The following is a 17,034-nucleotide window of genomic DNA, read 5'->3' as shown; positions in this document are numbered from 1 at the left end:
GATAAACCAAACACACACATCACTCCTTTAGAGTGTTAATCAACGCTTGCATGTCTTGGGGTGGTGGTACAGTAACTTTAATGAGTTGACCACTTTTTGGGTGTAAAAAACCCAACTCGTAAGCATGCAAGGCTTGTCTTGGGAAATCTTTGATTGCTTGCCTTTGAATGGGGCTGAGACTGGCTCGCAACTGGTTACGTGAGCCATAGAGCGAATCACCCACCAACGGACAGCCAATATGACTTAAATGCACACGAATTTGATGGGTACGCCCTGTTTTTAGCTCAACATCAAGCAGACTATGGCATTCGTTAAGTTTAGTGATGGTAACAATATGCGTTTGGGCCTCTTTGCCATGTGCTTGCACGCTCATCTTGGTGCGAACGGTGGGGTGACGGGCGATGGGTTCGTCTATGATGCGATGGCGTGATAGGTGCTGAGCATCGCCTACCACCACACATTGATAATGGCGATAAAGGCTTTTATCTTTAAGCTGGTCGGTCAGATGTTGTTGAGCATATTTGGTTTTGGCAATCATCAACAGACCTGATGTGTCTTTATCGATACGATGCACCAACCCCGCTCTGGGCAATGGGGCAAAATCAGGATAATGAAACAGCAACGCATTGACCAATGTGCCTGTCCAATTGCCCGCACCTGGGTGCACCACCATACCAACAGGTTTATTAACCACAAGCACGCTGTCATCTTCATACACCACATCAATCGGCAAATCTTCTGGTAAGTCATCGCCATGCTCTTGTACGCTGGCATTTAGTAGCAGTTCATCACCTAAGCTTAAGCGGTATTTGCTTTTCTTAATCTGTGCATTGACTGTCAATTCACCAGAAGCTATCCAGTTTTGTAGCTGTGCCCTTGAATGTTCCGAAAAGACCAATGCCGCCGCTTTATCCAAACGCATGCCAACGGTATTGGCATCAACTTCATGCCGTCCTGTGATGGGTGGGTGGCATGCTTGAGCGACGGCCAAAGAATGACGGTCAGATAAAAATTCAAGTTCTTCTTCTGTCATCGTCATCTCATCACCATGACTTTAAGGCAACAAACGATGGACATCATATCCTTGTCCGTTATCTTTTTTACGATAAACGATGCGGTCGTGCATTCGATTGGCTCGACCTTGCCAAAACTCAACTTCGCTGACATCTAATTGATAGCCACCCCAAAAAGATGGCATGGCAATGACATCATCATCTGCATGTTGTTGCTTTAATTGCTCAAATTTATCTTCCATGACTTGTCTATTACTGACTTGTCCGCTCTGTGGGTTGCTAACCCAAGCGGCTATTTGGCTATCAATTGGGCGTTTATGAAAATACTTTTGTGATTTATCGACATCTAATTTACTGACTTGACCAGACAGACGTACTTGCCTTTCTTGACTTTGCCAAAAAAACAAGGCTTCAGCATTGGGATTTTGGGTCAAATCAATGCCCTTTGCACTGTCATAATTGGTATAAAATACCAAAGCAAAGCCATCTGTTGTCTGTTTTATTTCACGCAATAACACGATGCGTACTGCAGGTTTGCCATCAGTACCACAAGTTGCTAGGCTCATGGCGTACGGCTCAGCAACCTTGGCATCAATGGCGTGTTTTATCCAGCCTTCAAACAATGCCTTGGCATCGTTTGGTAAGCTGGTTTCATCAAGTTGTCCTTGTTCGTAAGACAAGCGTTGTTCTGAAAAATCCATGGTCATTATCATCCTCATTGTGATGTGTGTTATGGTGTGTGTACTGCATGTGTGTCATGCCAGTTCTGTTTTAATCAACTCTGCCAGCTCATTTGCCAGCACATCGCATTCTATTTCATCATCAGATTCAACCATCACTCGAATGATGGGTTCTGTACCTGATTTGCGAATAAGCAGACGACCACGCCCAGCCAACTGTTTATTTGCTTGATCAAATCGATTCACTAACGTTGGTGATTGATATGGGTCTTGTATGTGTTCTGGTCTAACATTGACCAAAATTTGTGGCCATGGTTTAAAACCTTCTAGCAACTGAGCCAGTGATTTATCTTGTGCCACCATCAATGCCAGTACTTGTAAGGCAGCCACCAAGGCATCTCCTGTGCTGCTTTTATCCAAGCAAATAATATGCCCTGAGCTTTCTCCCCCCAACTGCCAACCACGTGCTTCAAGCTCTTGTGATACATAGCGATCACCCACCTTAGCACGGATAAACTCAATGCCCTGCTCTGCCAATGCCACCGCCAATGCCATGTTGGTCATCAATGTACCAACCACCCCATCAGGCTTGTCATCACCTTGAAGTGCTAAAACATACAAGATGCCATCACCATCTACCACCGATCCTGTGTGGTCAACCATGATGATGCGGTCGCCATCACCATCTAAGGCGATACCAACATCTGCTTTGTGTGCCAGCACTTGCTCTTGTAGGCTTTTGGGGTGAGTTGAACCACAATCAGCGTTGATATTAACGCCATTTGGCTCATGATGAATGGCAACAACCCTTGCCCCAAGCTCTCTGAATACTCTGGGAGCAACGCCATACCCTGCGCCATTGGCACAATCCACCACAATGGTCAAATTATCCAAGCTTAATTGATAAGGGAATGTGCCTTTGCAATATTCGATATAACGCCCTTTAGCATCGTCAATGCGGTGGTTTTTTCCTAATGATTTGGCATCTGTGCTGATAAATACTGATGGCAAAGATGCCAAGCCCAACTGTGTATAAAACTGGGCTTGTTGTTGCATTAAGGCATCAAGTTTGGCATTGATGTTCTCTTGCATGTCATCAGATATCTTTTTTCCTTCACTTGAAAAAAACTTGATGCCATTGTCTTCAAACGAATTATGCGATGCAGAAATCACCACCCCAATATCAGCATGAAAGCTGTGAGTCAGATGGGCAATGGCAGGTGTGGGCAATGGTCCTAGCATATACACATCCACCCCAGCAGCATTAAATCCTGCTTGCAATGCCGCTTCTATCACATAACCTGATAGCCGTGTGTCTTTACCAATCAACACGCTGGGAATCTTATTGCCATGCTTATCACCATGGTTGTCATGATGACCATTTTGTTCAACCAATACTTGACCTGTCACATAACCTAACGCCATCACAAAATCAGGGGTGATGGGAAACACACCAAAGCGACCACGAATACCATCAGTGCCAAAATAACTCATCTGCCCATCTCCTGCTGCTTAGTTTTCTACCACTTAGTTTTCTATTACTTAGGATAAACGTCTTTTTGCCAAAATGTTTGGTTTTTACTTTTTTTACTTGCCATTATCCAGATTATCCAATGCGATAATTTGGGGCTTCTTTGGTGATTTGCACATCATGCACATGTGATTCTTTCATGCCTGCTGACGTCACACGCACAAACTTAGGGTTTTTACGCATCTCTTCAATGGTGGCACTGCCTGTATACCCCATCGATGAGCGTAAGCCACCTGCCATTTGGCTGATGATGCCACTGACTGGCCCTTTATAAGGCACACGTCCTTCAATACCCTCTGGCACAAGCTTCTCCATGCCGTCTTTGGCATCTTGAAAATAGCGATCTGACGAGCCATTTTGACCAGACATTGCCCCCAAACTGCCCATGCCACGATAAGCTTTATAATAGCGACCTTGGAACAATTCAACCTCTCCTGGGGCTTCTTCTGTGCCAGCTAATAATGAGCCAACCATGATACACGATGCCCCAGCAGCGATGGCTTTTGCCATATCACCAGAGAAACGAATACCACCATCAGCAATCAATGGAATGCTGTCTTTTAAAGCAGTCGCAACATCATCAATGGCAGAGATTTGTGGCACACCAATGCCAGCAATGATGCGAGTGGTACAAATTGACCCCGGCCCAATGCCCACTTTGACCGCATCTGCCCCAGCATCACGCAAAGCAAGTGCCGCATCACCTGTGGCAATGTTGCCACCGATGACTTGAATGTGAGAGAAGTGTTTTTTAATCCAAGCGACCCGCTCAATCACGCCTTTAGAATGACCGTGAGCGGTATCCACCACTATCACGTCCACATCATTGGCCACCAAAGCTTCAATGCGTGCTTGCGTGTCTACCCCCGTCCCCACAGCAGCCCCCACACGCAACCTGCCTTTGTCATCTTTACAGGCATTAGGGTTGTTTTCTGCTTTGGCAAAATCATTGACGGTAATCAATCCTTTAAGATTAAAATCATCATCAATGACCACGACTTTTTCAATGCGATGTTCGTGCAAGAGTTTTTTGATGTTCTCGTTATTTTCACCCTCTTTGACCGTTACCAGTTTATCTTTTGGTGTCATGACATTGGCAACAGGTTGATTAAGATTGGTCTCAAATCGCAAATCTCTATGCGTTACGATGCCCACCACTTTATCACTGCCTGCTTCGACCACAGGAACACCACTGATGTTATGCTCATTTGTCAGCCGTAACAGCTCACCAACACGGACATCAGGGGTAACGGTAATCGGATCAACCACCGTACCTGCTTCAAATTTCTTGACTCGACGCACTTTAGTGGCTTGTTCTTCGATGCTCATGTTTTTATGCAAAATACCCATGCCACCCAGTTGTGCCATGGTAATTGCCATGCTAGATTCGGTAACCGTATCCATGGCAGCGGAGATGATGGGCAGATTAAGCTGAATGCCTTTGGTCAAGCGAGTGCGTAAATCCACTGATTTTGGTAATACCTCAGAGTAGGCAGGTAATAAAAGAACATCATCAAAGGTTAATGCTTCATTGACAATTCGTAACATAAGAATAGACACCTGTCATTTGCTTGTAATTAACTCAATAACTAATAAATAACTAATAACCGTGATTCGCTTTATAAGCCATTAATTTTATCAGCCATCAACTTTTTAAACTAAGTCTTTAAACTAAGAATTTGGGAAACTCATAACCACAAAAGGCTGAACAGTTGCCTGCCCAGCCTTTTGATGTCGTTTGTTGGTATAAACTGTTGGTACGAATATGAATAAGTTCAACTGACACCACCAGATAATTTTTTAGATTAACTGCATATATTATGCCAATCATGGCGTTTATGCAAATAGATTTTATGCAAGCTGACAAAAACATCTGAGCAAGCCCAATCAGTCAACCAAACCAGACTCATCATGTCATGACCATTAAATCCTTCTCCATGTCGTCCCTTGTCTACCATCTTCCAATTCAATGCCTTGAGCCAAAAGTTCAGCACGAATGGCATCAGCTTGAGCATAGTTTTTGCTCGCTTTTGCATCAGCACGTTGTTGGATTTTCGCTTCGATTTGCTCGCCACGTAATCCAGCATCACCACGCACACCACCAACCAACGCTTGCAAAAATTCTTGTGGCGATGACTGTAATATATTTAAAGGCATGGCCAGATATTTGAGTTTGGCGTACAAATCCATGACTAAGTTTTTATCTTCATTTTTAATGGCAACATTCAATTCTTTGGCCAAGCCAAACAACACGGTCAATGCTGCTGGCACATTAAAGTCATCATTCATCGCCGACTCAAATTGGCTTATCCTGTTATCCGTTTGTTTAAAGTCCGTTTGTCTCAACGCATCTGCCGATAGGGAGGGGGCAATTTCAACCCCCAAAAACTGCTCAGCCGATTTTAACGCATGATATAAACGGCTTAAGCTGGCGTGTGCTTCGTCAAGGGCTGTGTCAGAAAAATTCACCTGACTGCGATAATGACTGGATAAAATAAAATAACGCACCGTTTCAGGGTGATACTTACCAATCACATCACGAATGGTAAAAAAATTACCCAAAGATTTGCTCATTTTTTCACCATCTACATTAATAAAACCAACATGTATCCATGTGTTGGCATAATGGCAATCTGTTGCAGCTTCAGATTGGGCAATTTCATTTTCATGATGCGGAAATTGCAGGTCATGTCCACCACCATGAATGTCAAAAGTATTGCCCAAACACTGCGTACTCATGGCAGAGCATTCAATGTGCCAACCAGGGCGACCTGCTCCCCAAGGCGATGCCCACTGTGGTTCACCTACTTTGGCGGCTTTCCATAACACAAAGTCGTATGGGCTTTTTTTGCTTTTAGCAACTGCCACTCGCTCACCTGCCTGCATGTCGTCAAGTTTACGTTTGGACAGTTTGCCATAATCAGCAAAGCGGTTGACGGCATAATACACATCGCCATCATCACCCACATAAGCGAACTGCCTATCCATTAAGGTGGCTATCATGCCCTGCATGTCATCAATAAAATCGGTGGCTTTAGGTTCTTTATCAGGGCGTTGACAACCCAACGCATCAGCATCTTCGTGCATGGCGGTAATAAAGCGAGCGGTCAAGTCGTGAATAGACTCGTTGTTGTCATTGGCACGCTGAATGATTTTGTCATCAATGTCGGTGATATTACGCACGTAAGTCACATCATAACCCCGATGTCGTAGCCAACGAACAATGACATCAAACGCAACCATGACCCGTGCATGTCCGATATGACAATAATCATACACCGTCATGCCACACACATACATACCAACTTTGGGAGCGTGTATAGGGACAAAGGGGCGTTTTTTACCCATCAATGAATCGTATATCACCATATCATTTATCATCATGTCATTTTGGCTTGCACTCATATCACTTTCAACCAACCATTATTACTTTCAAAACCATGATTACTTTCAACCATGATTACTTATATTACTTTCAACCAACATCATCATAAAAAGATTCAAACACTGATGATTGTCTGTCATCTGACTAATCGCTGGTCGCTGGTCTATTTTAATCAATTAGCTTGCAAAAAGCCATTTACCCAACCACCAAAACTATCAAAATGCTTAAGATTGTTATAAAATGGCAGCTTTATGATTATGTTTATTCTTATTTTTAGTTTATTCTGACTGTTTGACTTGCTTGATGAAACACCAATCAAGCCAAACCTATCCTTTGGCATCTGCACACATTGTGAAATGTCTAACGCCAAATTTGGAGCCACCATGTCCCACGACAATACCACAGACAATGCCACACAGACCAGCCATGCCAGTATCACCGCCAGCATCGCCACAGGCAATACCGAAAAATTACAAAAAACACTGGCAAGATTGGGCTTAGGCTCAAGACGGCAGATGGAAGACATCATCAAATCAGGGCGAGTGTCTATTAATGGGGTGATTGCCAGCATTGGCGACCGTGTTGGCAAAGGTGATGATATCCGTGTTGATGGCCGCCCCATTAAATTTAAAAGCGAAAACGAAAAACGCCGCCGAGTGCTGGCATATTACAAGCCCGAAGGTGAAATTTGCTCTGCCCATGACCCCGAAGGTCGCCCCACCGTTTTTGACCGCTTACCCAAGCTTACCAATGACCGTTGGGTAATGGTCGGTCGCTTAGACATCAACTCCACAGGCTTGTTACTGTTTACGAATGATGGTGAGTTGGCACATCGGCTGATGCACCCATCTAACGAAGTGGTGCGAGAATACGCCGTTCGAGTACTCGGTGAAGTTACTCCAGAGATGGCACGCAACCTAACACAAGGCGTGCAACTAGAAGATGGGCCAGCTCAATTTGACAGCATTGTCGAAGGGGGGGGTGAAGGGGTCAACCGCTGGTATCATGTGCGGTTAAAAGAAGGGCGTAACCGTGAAGTCAGACGATTATTTGAATCACAAGGCTTGAGGGTATCACGACTATTACGCACCCAATATGGCACGGTCAATCTGCCCAAAGAACTAAGAACAGGGCGGTTTATTGAATTGGATAAAAAAGACATTCATTCTTTAATTGAGTTGGTCAACCTTCGCCCACGTCAAGGCACAGGGCTTTATGGCATGGCAAAACGCAAAACTGAACGCATCAAGAAAAACCCACTCAAAGCTCGCCGTGGCAAGCATGTGCATCGTCGCTAGCCAATCAACGCTTTTGACAGACTGACAACAAACCACTGACCACTTTTTAATTATTTTATGTCCAATCACCTTATATCAAGGTAGCGTTTGATGACATTGAGTTCATGTAAACTGTCTGATTCATGGTCATTAAGCAGAGCATCTAATCGACTTTCAACATTCATCATGATATGCTCAAGCAGTTGCAAAGATTCATCATCTGCCTTGGGCATATCAACTTTTTTTACATCAACCTTGTTTACATCAAACTTTGACACATCAAATGAATGTTTAGACAATCGCTCATGTTGATAACGGTGATAATGGCCAATCGCCTGTGGCAACTCATTTTGTAACAGCCTCACCAATACAAAACGTCTCTCATCAGGGTAATGTAAAGATGGCTTATCATGATAAGATTGTAAACGTTGAGCTTTTTGGTCTATTTGAGCCAGTCTTTGTCGCATGGTAACTGGCAACGCCATAAGCTGATTTTTATCAAGTGGCAGATGCAACAACACTGGCTGATACTGCTCAGGTGGCACATAAATCATCGTTCCGGGCGTGATTCCCACCGCTTTATGAAACGCAAACCAACCTTTACGCAACACATACGCACCACCCACACCCAATACCGCCACAATCCCAAGCACTACCCCCATAATCTGCCCCCATATTTACCACATCGCTTATTTTACCGCATCGCTTCATCACATCACTGAACATCAACTTATCACATAACATCAACTTAACTTAGGGCTATCACACCATAAGACTTACCGTTGTGCTTCATCAAAACGTGACTTAAGATAACGATTGGCTATCAACAGCTTTTGCCCATCTTGATGATAAATGGCATCGGTCATGTCATCAAATTGGGCATTAATGGTATTTAGCACGTCTAATAAAGCCTGTTTGCCTGTGATACCCGATTGTGCAATGGTGATGGTTTTGGTTCTATCATCACCCAAGTCATTTAAACGCCGATAATCTGACACCGCTTGTGGGATATGTTCTTCAAGCAGTTTTTTTATCATCACATAACTTTCTGTGACGGCATCATGGTCATCTATTTTACCGTCATTGTTGGTATCGCCATAAAGCAATTTGAGCCTTTCACCCTTGGCATTAATGGCATCTAAAGTCATTTTTACATCGCTGGGTAAAGATTTTTCTGGAATGTACCCAAGTTTGGGCATGGCATGATACTCAAGCATTTTAGGTTGGGTGAGTTTTTTGAAACCTTTATAACCCAAAAAAACCCCTGCCATGGGAAGCACACCATACAAGATAAACGCAATGAATATAGCAGTCGTTTGGGTCATGGGATACCTTTACCTTTATACATATCTTTATGGTTCAATATGGTTCAATCATTAAATAATGGCATTGCAACTCAACCATACTCAATTACTTTACCATACTCAATTACTTTCTACTGCCAATTGTGGGCTGTTCCGCTTGAGCCAGTAAAACAAACGCACAGAAAATAAAAAACAAAATTTCTCATAAAATACCTCATATGGTATATGGTACAACACCAAATCATTAAATATTTTTTAAACACTTGATGAAACTTTATCACCCATTAAATGAAACATGATTGGATTGGCACAAGAACAAACAGTCATTGGAATAAACTGCCATTACCATCAACAATCACAAATCATCGTGTACAATATAATACGATATCTTTTATCCATAAGTAAGGATTGGTAACTGTGGTAAGCTAGCCTAACTGTGGAAAGATGGTACGAAGACCATTCACCAATATCTCAACTGCCACGGCAGCCAATAACATGCCCATGATGCGACTAACGATGTTAAGCCCTGTATCACCCAAAAAATGGCTGACCCGACCTGCTGCCATCAAAGACAAATAACAAAACACACTGATAAACAACCCTGCCACAATAATAGAGCCTGTCTGCCAAATGCCAGAGACTTGTGATGAATAAATAATCACCGTCGAGATGCCCCCTGGCCCTATTAACATGGGAATGGCAAGCGGTACAACAGCTGATGCCGCTGATGGGACAACTTCCTGAACATGATTAAGGTCAAGATTTTCTTCATTGGGCTTGACTGGATTGCCTTCGCCATTCATCATATTCAAAGCAATCAAAAATACCAATATGCCACCTGCCACCTGAAATGAGCCAACAGAAATGCCCAAAATCTTAAGCATGCTCTCCCCTGCAATGGTAAAAAAGCTGATGGTAACAAACACCGTCAACGCAGCAATTTGGGCAACATGACGACGAGCAGTCAAATCATAATCACGAGTTAAGTCCACAAAAATGGTCAAAGCACTAAATGGGTTAATCAACACAATAAAGGCAAGAATGATTTTGATGATTTCGGTATCCATAAAGCTGACCAATAAGAAAAAATAAGTATTTGGCAAAAAAGCTTGGTAAAATAAGCTTAGTAAAATAAAAGAACAAACCCATACGGTTTAAAGCAACAAATTCTAGCACAAATGCGATGATTTTTGTTTGTTATGCTGTTAATTGACATGCAATTGACATGCCGTTGTTTGTCATGCTGTTTCATTGTGCAAGGCAGTCGATAATCAAGACAATCGATAATATTGGCATTCAATCGCTGATGCGATAATATGGTAAGTCTATTATTGCCAGTTTACTATTGCCATTTTATTGTTGCTTTCGAGCCTGTATGTCCAATTTTACCAGTCTTATTTTGATATTATTGCCGTTATTTTTGGGATATGTGTTGCCCATCAACAAAAACATGCATGCCAAAACCGACACGGCTTTACGCCATGTGGTGCTATTATTATTGCTATTGCTTGGGATTGAGTTGGCACAGGTTAATAATCTGCTGAGTCAGCTTTGGCAAATTGGTCTGTCAGTGCTGTTGCTGATGTTTTTAACCATTGGTTTTGGACTGATTGGGCTGATGCTTTATGACAAATGCCAACCTTGGCAACGACAGTTTAACCACAAATCCAACATACAAATACTTGGTATTGCTGGCACAGCCATGCAAGTGGGCAGTGTGTTTGTTGGCATGAGTTTGGGTCATCTTATGCCAGAAAGCTTACTGCCACCAAAAGACAGCGTGCGTTATGTGCTGATGCTGTTGCTGCTTTTGGTGGGCCTTTCGCTAAAAGGCTCTGGCATTGGACTAAAAACCGTCCTGCTCAATCGCCGTGGCGTGGCAATCAGCATGATATTTACCATCAGCGTGCTGTTCGGCGGGGTTGTCTTTGCATGGCTGATGCCTGAAGTCAGTCTGTATCAAGGGCTGGCTTTGGCATCAGGCTTTGGTTGGTATTCACTGTCTGCTGGCGTGATTGGTGATGCTTATGGAGCAGTTTGGGGCAGTGTGGCACTGTTTAATGACTTGGGGCGAGAGTTTTTTGCCTTAATGTTCATTCCACTGCTGATGACACATTCGCCCAGTGCTGCTATTGGCAGTGGCGGGGCAACCAGCTTAGATTTCACCTTACCTATTATCCATCAATCAGGTGGCAAAGAAGCAGCCGCTTTGGCAGTCAGCTTTGGCTTTATCATCAATCTATTATCACCCATTTTGATGACAGTATTTGCTCAGTTGGGATAAATTGTGGTATAAAGAACGGCTTGAGTTTTTAATATCAGTGGCTTTTTAATATGGTTGCTATTTTTAATAGGTTGTGAAATTAAGTTCTTAAAATTTAAGTTTTATAAAATTCAGCAAGTAAGGTAGCTTAAATGGCATTGATTGTTCAAAAATATGGCGGTACTTCCATGGGCAGTATTGACCGAATCAAACATGTGGCAAAACGAGTCAAATGCTGGCACGACAATGGACATCAGACAGTGGTGGTGGTCTCTGCCATGAGTGGCGAAACCAACCGCCTAATTGACTTAGCTCATCAAATCAGCCCAAATCCTGACCCTCGTGAATATGACCAAATGGTATCCACAGGCGAACAAGTGTCTATTTCTTTATTGGCAATGGCACTTAAAGAAGCGGGGGTTGATGCGGTATCTTACACAGGGGGGCAGGTTGCCATCAAGACCGACAGCACCCATAATAAGGCTCGCATTGATGCTATCGACGACAGCAAACTAAAAACTGCCTTAGACGCTGGCAAAGTGGTCATTGTTGCAGGATTTCAAGGGGTGGATAAACAAGGCAATGTCACCACCTTAGGGCGTGGTGGCTCAGACACCACAGGTGTGGCATTGGCAGCTGCCTTAAAAGCCGATGAATGCCAAATCTATACCGATGTGGACGGAGTCTATACCACGGACCCTCGTATCACCTCAAAAGCCAAAAAACTTGACAAAATCACCTTTGAAGAAATGCTAGAAATGGCAAGCTTGGGCTCAAAGGTTTTACAAATCCGCTCAGTTGAATTTGCAGGCAAATATCAAGTACCGCTTAGGGTATTATCCAGCTTTGATGACAATATTGATGGCAAATTTGACGATAATTTTAAACAAAACGTGGGCACACTAATTACCATAGATGAAGGAAACAACATGGAAAAAGCCGTCATTTCAGGCATTGCCTTTAATCGTGATGAAGCCAAAATTGTGGTGCGTGGCGTGCCTGACAATCCTGGCGTTGCCTCTGCCATCTTAAGCCCAATCGGTCGAAGCAACATCGAAATTGATATGATTGTACAGAACATCTCAGACAACGGTCTGACTGATTTTACCTTTACCGTGCATCATAACGACTTAGATAAAGCCTTACATATCCTGAACACCGAAGTCAAAAATGACATCGGTGCAAAAGCCATCATTGGTGATGACAAAGTGGTTAAGGTGTCATTGGTGGGTGTGGGCATGCGTTCACATGCTGGCGTGGCAAGCACCATGTTTCAGACATTGGCAGAAAACAACATCAACATTGAGATGATATCTACCAGTGAAATTAAAATCTCAGTACTGGTACAAGAACAACATCTAGAAAAAGCAGTCAAATCACTACACACCGCCTTTGGCTTAGACAGAGAATCTGGCGTGAGTGAAGTGGCTGGTTTGGATTGATGTTCTTGTTGATGTTCTTGAGCGAAATGGCTTTTTTTCTGCGTCAATGTTATGACCTTTTTGCCAAAATTCGTTATACTATGCTGCAACAAAGGTTTTAACTGTTTGGCTCATTAATGTCTGAACAGTAACCATCTCATATCTAGGCGGTTAATGTCTAAACATTGTTGTATTCAACAATCAATGGACTGATTGTGTCCGCCTGGCATTGGGTAAGCCATTAAACGCAAAACCGATGAAATATAAAACCCCATAACATAACAACCGTAAAACATAATAACCGTAAAACATAACAACCATTGCCAGATATAAAGGACATTAGGAGCATATCAATGTTAATTCTGACTCGCCGTGTTGGCGAAACTTTGATGATTGGCGACCAAGTCAGCGTGCGTGTGCTTGGTGTTAAGGGCAATCAAGTACGCTTAGGTGTCAATGCACCCAAAGACATCGCCGTGCATCGTGAAGAGATTTATCAACGTATCCAACACGAACGCACCATGCACAACCAAATGCAACATTTGGAAGAACCCAACTATCCCACATCATTTGATGATGAAGATTATTTTAATCGCTAAAGGAGCAATCCAACATGGGCGTGCGTTCAACTGACATTTCTGCCATTTTAAATGCCATTGATAACAAAACCATGCGGTTCGATGATGTGATTAATTATATTGATGATTATTATCGTTATGTGCCAGTAACGTTTGTCAATGGTGAACAGCACAATGCGATTGGTGAAAACGAAAAAAGTGCCAAAATATTTGCCTTAGCCAAATTACATGGACTATCACAACTCGATACGCTAAAGCTATTTGCTGAGCATTATGATGCTGTCAAATCAACCCCCAATGGTACTGACCACGCCAATATCCGTAACTTTTTGCATTGGGGCTGGCAAGGCTTTTTAATGCAAGATAATCCCTTATCACTCCGTCCTGATGTCAATGTCAACAATATTTGATGTTTGATGTCAGATTTTGTTGATTGTTGTTGATGTTGATTGTTATTGATGGACGTGATGAGATGGGTGGGGTGCCATTCGTGTGATTAAGGACTTTTTTTAAAGCTAACAGGCTGTATTGCTCCTTTTGGGTTAGGTAAGTTTGGGTAATGTTGGTCATGCTCTATTTGACAATCAGCCCCCACCATCTCACCTTCATCATCAACAGGTCGGGTAATGTAGCCAATGCGTTCATGAATCGGTAGGTTTTCATGTTCCCATATCATCACCGCTTGTAGGCAAATTTGTCTTTGTTCATCGCTAAGCTTATGCCCATCTTCCCACTTACCTATCTCTATGGCAGTGCGAAATTTATCAACAATTTGAGGGGTTAGAGCATTTAAAATCTCTTGTTTTTGCATCTTTATTCCTTATCCATATCATCTGGCAATACAAAATCTTCAGCAGGGACATTCCAGTTTAGCTTGGTGCGACAAGCTTTATAAAAATCAAATCCGGGGGGGTGTAACAAAGTGAGTTTGTCAGGGTGCTTGCGAATATGTAAGCGTTGGTTTTGGTTCAGTGGCACGCTGGTTCTACCATCGGCACTGACCATCGGTTGGGTGCGATTATCACGATGAATCTGGATAATCACTTCACTTGAGCCACTGACCACAATGGGGCGACTTGACAGCGTGTGTGGGTGCATCGGTACCAAACAAATGGCATCCATGCTTGGATACACAATTGGTCCACCACCAGATAAAGCATAGGCAGTTGACCCTGTGGGCGTGGCGACAATCAGACCATCGCTGTGCTGACGATACACGTCATGCCCATCAATATCCAGCTGAAAATCAATCATATGCACCGACTTGCCAGCATGTAACACCACGTCATTGAGTGCCATGTCTTGATGCACAATCTCCCCATTTTCTTGTATCTCAAGTGTTAATAAAAATCTATTATCCAGCTCATAATTACCCATCAACACTTGAGTGAGTTTTTTGGTGATGTCTTCTGGATTAACATCTGCCAAAAATCCCAGTCTGCCACGATTGACTCCCAGCACAGGCACCCGATAGCAAGCCAATGCTTCGGCAGCATGCAAAATAGAACCATCACCACCCACCACGATGACCAAATCACAAACTTCACCAATCATCTGCCTTTTAACAATCTGCACGGCTGGTAATTGAGTCAAATCCAAAGTGGGCAAATTGGCGGTATTCACGTCCATGATAAGGCTAAGCCCAAACGTTTTATGAATCACTTGCCCAATCTGTACCAACGATTCTGTCACACTGCGTTTGCCTGCTCGCCCCATTAAGCCAATACGGCGAAAGGCAGGGTGCTGATATAAATCTACTGGGGGTATGTCTGATGGGTGGTCAGATTGAGTTTTGTTATTAATATTAACCATGGTTCATCTTTATCAAAGCAATCTTTATCAAAGCAATTTGACGCTTATTATACTGATTATTGTTAAAATTGGGTATGTCATTGTTTTTATCAAGCCAACCTTTTATGCCACGACAAATAACACACCCTAACCAAACAACATAAACAATAAACACAAATTTATTCATGGATTTCATACAATGATGATGTGTGCAATCATGGCTTTTAGACAATATTGACAATTCTCATATTGACATTATTAGCCATATTGCTTAAGTTTATCTGTTTCTTTTGTCTGTATTTTTGGTTGCAGATATTTTTTATCTATAATAGATTTTTATTTATCAATAGGATAATACATATGGCAAATCCGATTATTTCTCGTGCTGAGTTGGCGGTAGGCGGTCGTGCCATGACTGTCAAAGGTGTGATACAAAAAACCGCTTTTGTACTTGGCTTAACTGGCGTCAGTGCCATTGGATTTTTCTTTTATGCTCTGTCAGCATCGTTGAGTTTTGGCTTTATCCAAATGGTGGCATTTGGCAGTATGTTTGCCGCTTTTGGGTTGGGGTTATTTATGACCTTTAAACCCCACATGGCTCGCACGCTGGCAGTGCCTTATGCGGTTTTAGAAGGGTTGTTTTTGGGGGGCATTTCGCTGTTTTTTATGCGAATGTATCCCACCGTGCCAGTAACCGCCTTGTGTGCAACCTTTGTTACCGCAGCGGTGATGCTGGGGCTATACCGCTCTGGGGTGATTAAAGTCACTCAAAAGTTCCGCTCTATTTTGATGTCAGCGGTCATCGCCATCATGCTTTTGTATTTGGTACAGTGGGGCTTTGTTGCCTTTGGCTCTAGCTTGCCATTTTTATTTGATGGTGGTCTGGTTGCCGTTGGTTTTAGCTTATTTGTGGTGGTGATTGCTTCATTTAGTTTGTTGCTGGATTTTCATAACATTGACCGTGGCGTACAAATGGGCATTTCAGAAGATTTTGAATGGCTATTTAGCATCGGTATTTTGGCAACTTTGGTATGGATGTATGTGGAGTTTTTACGCTTGTTAAGCTATCTACAAGAATAATCCGCCATCAACGTCGTCATGTCCACATAAAACCCCAGCATTGCTGGGGTTTTTTATGTTTGTTAGTTAGGTTGATTAGATTTATTGATGATAAAAACCCCACACTGGGGGTTAGTGTGGGGCGAAACTTATGACAAGTTTTGAATATGGCGCAGCGGACGGGACTCGAACCCGCGACCCCCGGCGTGACAGGCCGGTATTCTAACCAACTGAACTACCGCTGCTTAAGTTGCTTTGATTAAACTGGTGAGCAATTTATCACTTAAGCTTAACCAATTACCTAACCAAAAAAGGCATGAGCAAGATGCTGGTGGGTGGTGACGGGATCGAACCGCCGACATTCTGCGTGTAAGGCAGACGCTCTACCAACTGAGCTAACCACCCTTGCTCTATCCTTGCTCTATCCTTGCTTGTGGGAGTGTATTATATAGATTTTACGTTGGCTGTCAAACTTTTTTTGCATTTTTTTAAATTTTTCACATGAAGCCTATGGTTAGCCATTTAGGGTCAGCCATTTGGCACAAGAGCATCCATTCAACACGTTCACCCTTTAACTCGCCCTTAAAAGAGCGTTAAGATTAACGCTCACCAAGCCCTATCCAAGTAAAACCAGATTATAATCTAAAATTGTCTAGCTACTTACCTAAAGTGATATATAGTAAATCTTAAATTATAATAAAAAAATAGGAACAAACGGTAACCTATGCTAAT

The 17,034-nt window shown here is 42.9% G+C and carries 16 protein-coding genes and 2 tRNA genes; 6 read left to right on the top strand and 12 right to left on the bottom strand.

Annotated features, from left to right (window positions below; all coding sequences use genetic code 11):
• Nucleotides 1-19: 19 nt before the first annotated feature.
• From WDM69_RS03695 to cysS, 5 genes are all read right to left on the bottom strand, one after another.
• Nucleotides 20-1,039 carry an RluA family pseudouridine synthase gene (locus tag WDM69_RS03695; RefSeq protein WP_078306284.1) on the bottom strand — a complete coding sequence of 340 codons (1,020 nt, stop codon included), beginning with the start codon at nt 1,037-1,039 and terminating at the stop codon, nt 20-22.
• Between the two features lie 15 nt (nt 1,040-1,054).
• Nucleotides 1,055-1,714, bottom strand: a complete 660-nt coding sequence (pdxH, locus tag WDM69_RS03690) for a pyridoxamine 5'-phosphate oxidase (protein ID WP_205760085.1) — start codon at nt 1,712-1,714, stop codon at nt 1,055-1,057.
• 54 nt (nt 1,715-1,768) lie between these two features.
• Entirely contained in the window at nt 1,769-3,187 is a 1,419-nt protein-coding gene (gene glmM, locus WDM69_RS03685; RefSeq protein ID WP_078306282.1) for a phosphoglucosamine mutase, read from the bottom strand.
• Between the two features lie 112 nt (nt 3,188-3,299).
• Complete coding sequence (guaB, locus tag WDM69_RS03680; protein ID WP_338755715.1) at nt 3,300-4,772, bottom strand: IMP dehydrogenase; 1,473 nt, start codon at nt 4,770-4,772, stop codon at nt 3,300-3,302.
• Nucleotides 4,773-5,147: 375 nt separating this feature from the next.
• Complete coding sequence (cysS, locus tag WDM69_RS03675; protein ID WP_422393271.1) at nt 5,148-6,605, bottom strand: cysteine--tRNA ligase; 1,458 nt, start codon at nt 6,603-6,605, stop codon at nt 5,148-5,150.
• A 387-nt stretch (nt 6,606-6,992) separates the two neighbouring features.
• Here cysS and rluB point away from each other — a divergent pair, with 387 nt between their 5' ends.
• On the top strand, nt 6,993-7,907 hold the full coding sequence (rluB, locus tag WDM69_RS03670; protein WP_338755713.1) for a 23S rRNA pseudouridine(2605) synthase RluB: 915 nt from the start codon (nt 6,993-6,995) through the stop codon (nt 7,905-7,907).
• 65 nt (nt 7,908-7,972) lie between these two features.
• Here rluB and WDM69_RS03665 read toward each other — a convergent pair whose 3' ends face one another.
• From WDM69_RS03665 to WDM69_RS03655, 3 genes are all read right to left on the bottom strand, one after another.
• Nucleotides 7,973-8,548, bottom strand: a complete 576-nt coding sequence (locus tag WDM69_RS03665; RefSeq protein ID WP_338755712.1) for a hypothetical protein — start codon at nt 8,546-8,548, stop codon at nt 7,973-7,975.
• Between the two features lie 114 nt (nt 8,549-8,662).
• Entirely contained in the window at nt 8,663-9,211 is a 549-nt protein-coding gene (locus WDM69_RS03660) for a hypothetical protein (protein ID WP_078306275.1), read from the bottom strand.
• A 404-nt stretch (nt 9,212-9,615) separates the two neighbouring features.
• Nucleotides 9,616-10,257: a MarC family protein gene (locus tag WDM69_RS03655; RefSeq protein WP_078306274.1), complete on the bottom strand. Its 642-nt coding sequence runs from the start codon at nt 10,255-10,257 to the stop codon at nt 9,616-9,618.
• Nucleotides 10,258-10,565: 308 nt separating this feature from the next.
• On the opposite strand from WDM69_RS03655, the gene WDM69_RS03650 reads away from it, so the two are divergent.
• From WDM69_RS03650 to WDM69_RS03635, 4 genes are all read left to right on the top strand, one after another.
• Nucleotides 10,566-11,474: a lysine exporter LysO family protein gene (locus WDM69_RS03650; RefSeq protein WP_078306273.1), complete on the top strand. Its 909-nt coding sequence runs from the start codon at nt 10,566-10,568 to the stop codon at nt 11,472-11,474.
• 131 nt (nt 11,475-11,605) lie between these two features.
• Nucleotides 11,606-12,895, top strand: coding sequence for an aspartate kinase (locus tag WDM69_RS03645; RefSeq protein ID WP_078306272.1), 1,290 nt, complete (start codon nt 11,606-11,608; stop codon nt 12,893-12,895).
• Nucleotides 12,896-13,227: 332 nt separating this feature from the next.
• Nucleotides 13,228-13,473, top strand: a complete 246-nt coding sequence (gene csrA, locus WDM69_RS03640; RefSeq protein ID WP_078306271.1) for a carbon storage regulator CsrA — start codon at nt 13,228-13,230, stop codon at nt 13,471-13,473.
• A 14-nt stretch (nt 13,474-13,487) separates the two neighbouring features.
• Entirely contained in the window at nt 13,488-13,862 is a 375-nt protein-coding gene (locus WDM69_RS03635; protein WP_078306270.1) for a HopJ type III effector protein, read from the top strand.
• 86 nt (nt 13,863-13,948) lie between these two features.
• On the opposite strand, the gene WDM69_RS03630 is transcribed toward WDM69_RS03635, so the two are convergent.
• Nucleotides 13,949-14,263 carry a YeaC family protein gene (locus WDM69_RS03630; RefSeq protein ID WP_078306269.1) on the bottom strand — a complete coding sequence of 105 codons (315 nt, stop codon included), beginning with the start codon at nt 14,261-14,263 and terminating at the stop codon, nt 13,949-13,951.
• A gap of 2 nt (nt 14,264-14,265) precedes the next feature.
• On the bottom strand, nt 14,266-15,168 hold the full coding sequence (locus tag WDM69_RS03625) for an NAD(+) kinase (RefSeq protein ID WP_240494806.1): 903 nt from the start codon (nt 15,166-15,168) through the stop codon (nt 14,266-14,268).
• Between the two features lie 435 nt (nt 15,169-15,603).
• On the opposite strand from WDM69_RS03625, the gene WDM69_RS03620 reads away from it, so the two are divergent.
• On the top strand, nt 15,604-16,323 hold the full coding sequence (locus WDM69_RS03620; RefSeq protein ID WP_078306267.1) for a Bax inhibitor-1/YccA family protein: 720 nt from the start codon (nt 15,604-15,606) through the stop codon (nt 16,321-16,323).
• A gap of 147 nt (nt 16,324-16,470) precedes the next feature.
• On the opposite strand, the gene WDM69_RS03615 is transcribed toward WDM69_RS03620, so the two are convergent.
• Nucleotides 16,471-16,547 (bottom strand) — tRNA-Asp (locus WDM69_RS03615).
• 84 nt (nt 16,548-16,631) lie between these two features.
• Nucleotides 16,632-16,707: transfer RNA gene (locus WDM69_RS03610), tRNA-Val, on the bottom strand.
• Nucleotides 16,708-17,034: the final 327 nt, after the last annotated feature.

It is taken from the genome of Lwoffella lincolnii (assembly GCF_037201985.1).
GTDB classification, from domain to species: Bacteria; Pseudomonadota; Gammaproteobacteria; order Pseudomonadales; family Moraxellaceae; genus Psychrobacter; species Psychrobacter lincolnii.
The sequence above is the reverse complement of the archived record's forward strand: the minus strand, read 5'-3'. Positions and strand labels throughout refer to the sequence as shown.

What these genes read in the sequence shown, in the direction of transcription:
- WDM69_RS03695 (WP_078306284.1), bottom strand. Translation starts at nt 1,039, where the DNA reads ATGACGATGACAGAAGAAGAACTTGAATTTTTATCTGACCGTCATTCT.
- pdxH (WP_205760085.1), bottom strand. Translation starts at nt 1,714, where the DNA reads ATGGATTTTTCAGAACAACGCTTGTCTTACGAACAAGGACAACTTGAT.
- glmM (WP_078306282.1), bottom strand. Translation starts at nt 3,187, where the DNA reads ATGAGTTATTTTGGCACTGATGGTATTCGTGGTCGCTTTGGTGTGTTT.
- guaB (WP_338755715.1), bottom strand. Translation starts at nt 4,772, where the DNA reads ATGTTACGAATTGTCAATGAAGCATTAACCTTTGATGATGTTCTTTTA.
- cysS (WP_422393271.1), bottom strand. Translation starts at nt 6,605, where the DNA reads ATGATAAATGATATGGTGATATACGATTCATTGATGGGTAAAAAACGC.
- rluB (WP_338755713.1), top strand. Translation starts at nt 6,993, where the DNA reads ATGTCCCACGACAATACCACAGACAATGCCACACAGACCAGCCATGCC.
- WDM69_RS03665 (WP_338755712.1), bottom strand. Translation starts at nt 8,548, where the DNA reads ATGGGGGTAGTGCTTGGGATTGTGGCGGTATTGGGTGTGGGTGGTGCG.
- WDM69_RS03660 (WP_078306275.1), bottom strand. Translation starts at nt 9,211, where the DNA reads ATGACCCAAACGACTGCTATATTCATTGCGTTTATCTTGTATGGTGTG.
- WDM69_RS03655 (WP_078306274.1), bottom strand. Translation starts at nt 10,257, where the DNA reads ATGGATACCGAAATCATCAAAATCATTCTTGCCTTTATTGTGTTGATT.
- WDM69_RS03650 (WP_078306273.1), top strand. Translation starts at nt 10,566, where the DNA reads ATGTCCAATTTTACCAGTCTTATTTTGATATTATTGCCGTTATTTTTG.
- WDM69_RS03645 (WP_078306272.1), top strand. Translation starts at nt 11,606, where the DNA reads ATGGCATTGATTGTTCAAAAATATGGCGGTACTTCCATGGGCAGTATT.
- csrA (WP_078306271.1), top strand. Translation starts at nt 13,228, where the DNA reads ATGTTAATTCTGACTCGCCGTGTTGGCGAAACTTTGATGATTGGCGAC.
- WDM69_RS03635 (WP_078306270.1), top strand. Translation starts at nt 13,488, where the DNA reads ATGGGCGTGCGTTCAACTGACATTTCTGCCATTTTAAATGCCATTGAT.
- WDM69_RS03630 (WP_078306269.1), bottom strand. Translation starts at nt 14,263, where the DNA reads ATGCAAAAACAAGAGATTTTAAATGCTCTAACCCCTCAAATTGTTGAT.
- WDM69_RS03625 (WP_240494806.1), bottom strand. Translation starts at nt 15,168, where the DNA reads ATGGGGCGAGCAGGCAAACGCAGTGTGACAGAATCGTTGGTACAGATT.
- WDM69_RS03620 (WP_078306267.1), top strand. Translation starts at nt 15,604, where the DNA reads ATGGCAAATCCGATTATTTCTCGTGCTGAGTTGGCGGTAGGCGGTCGT.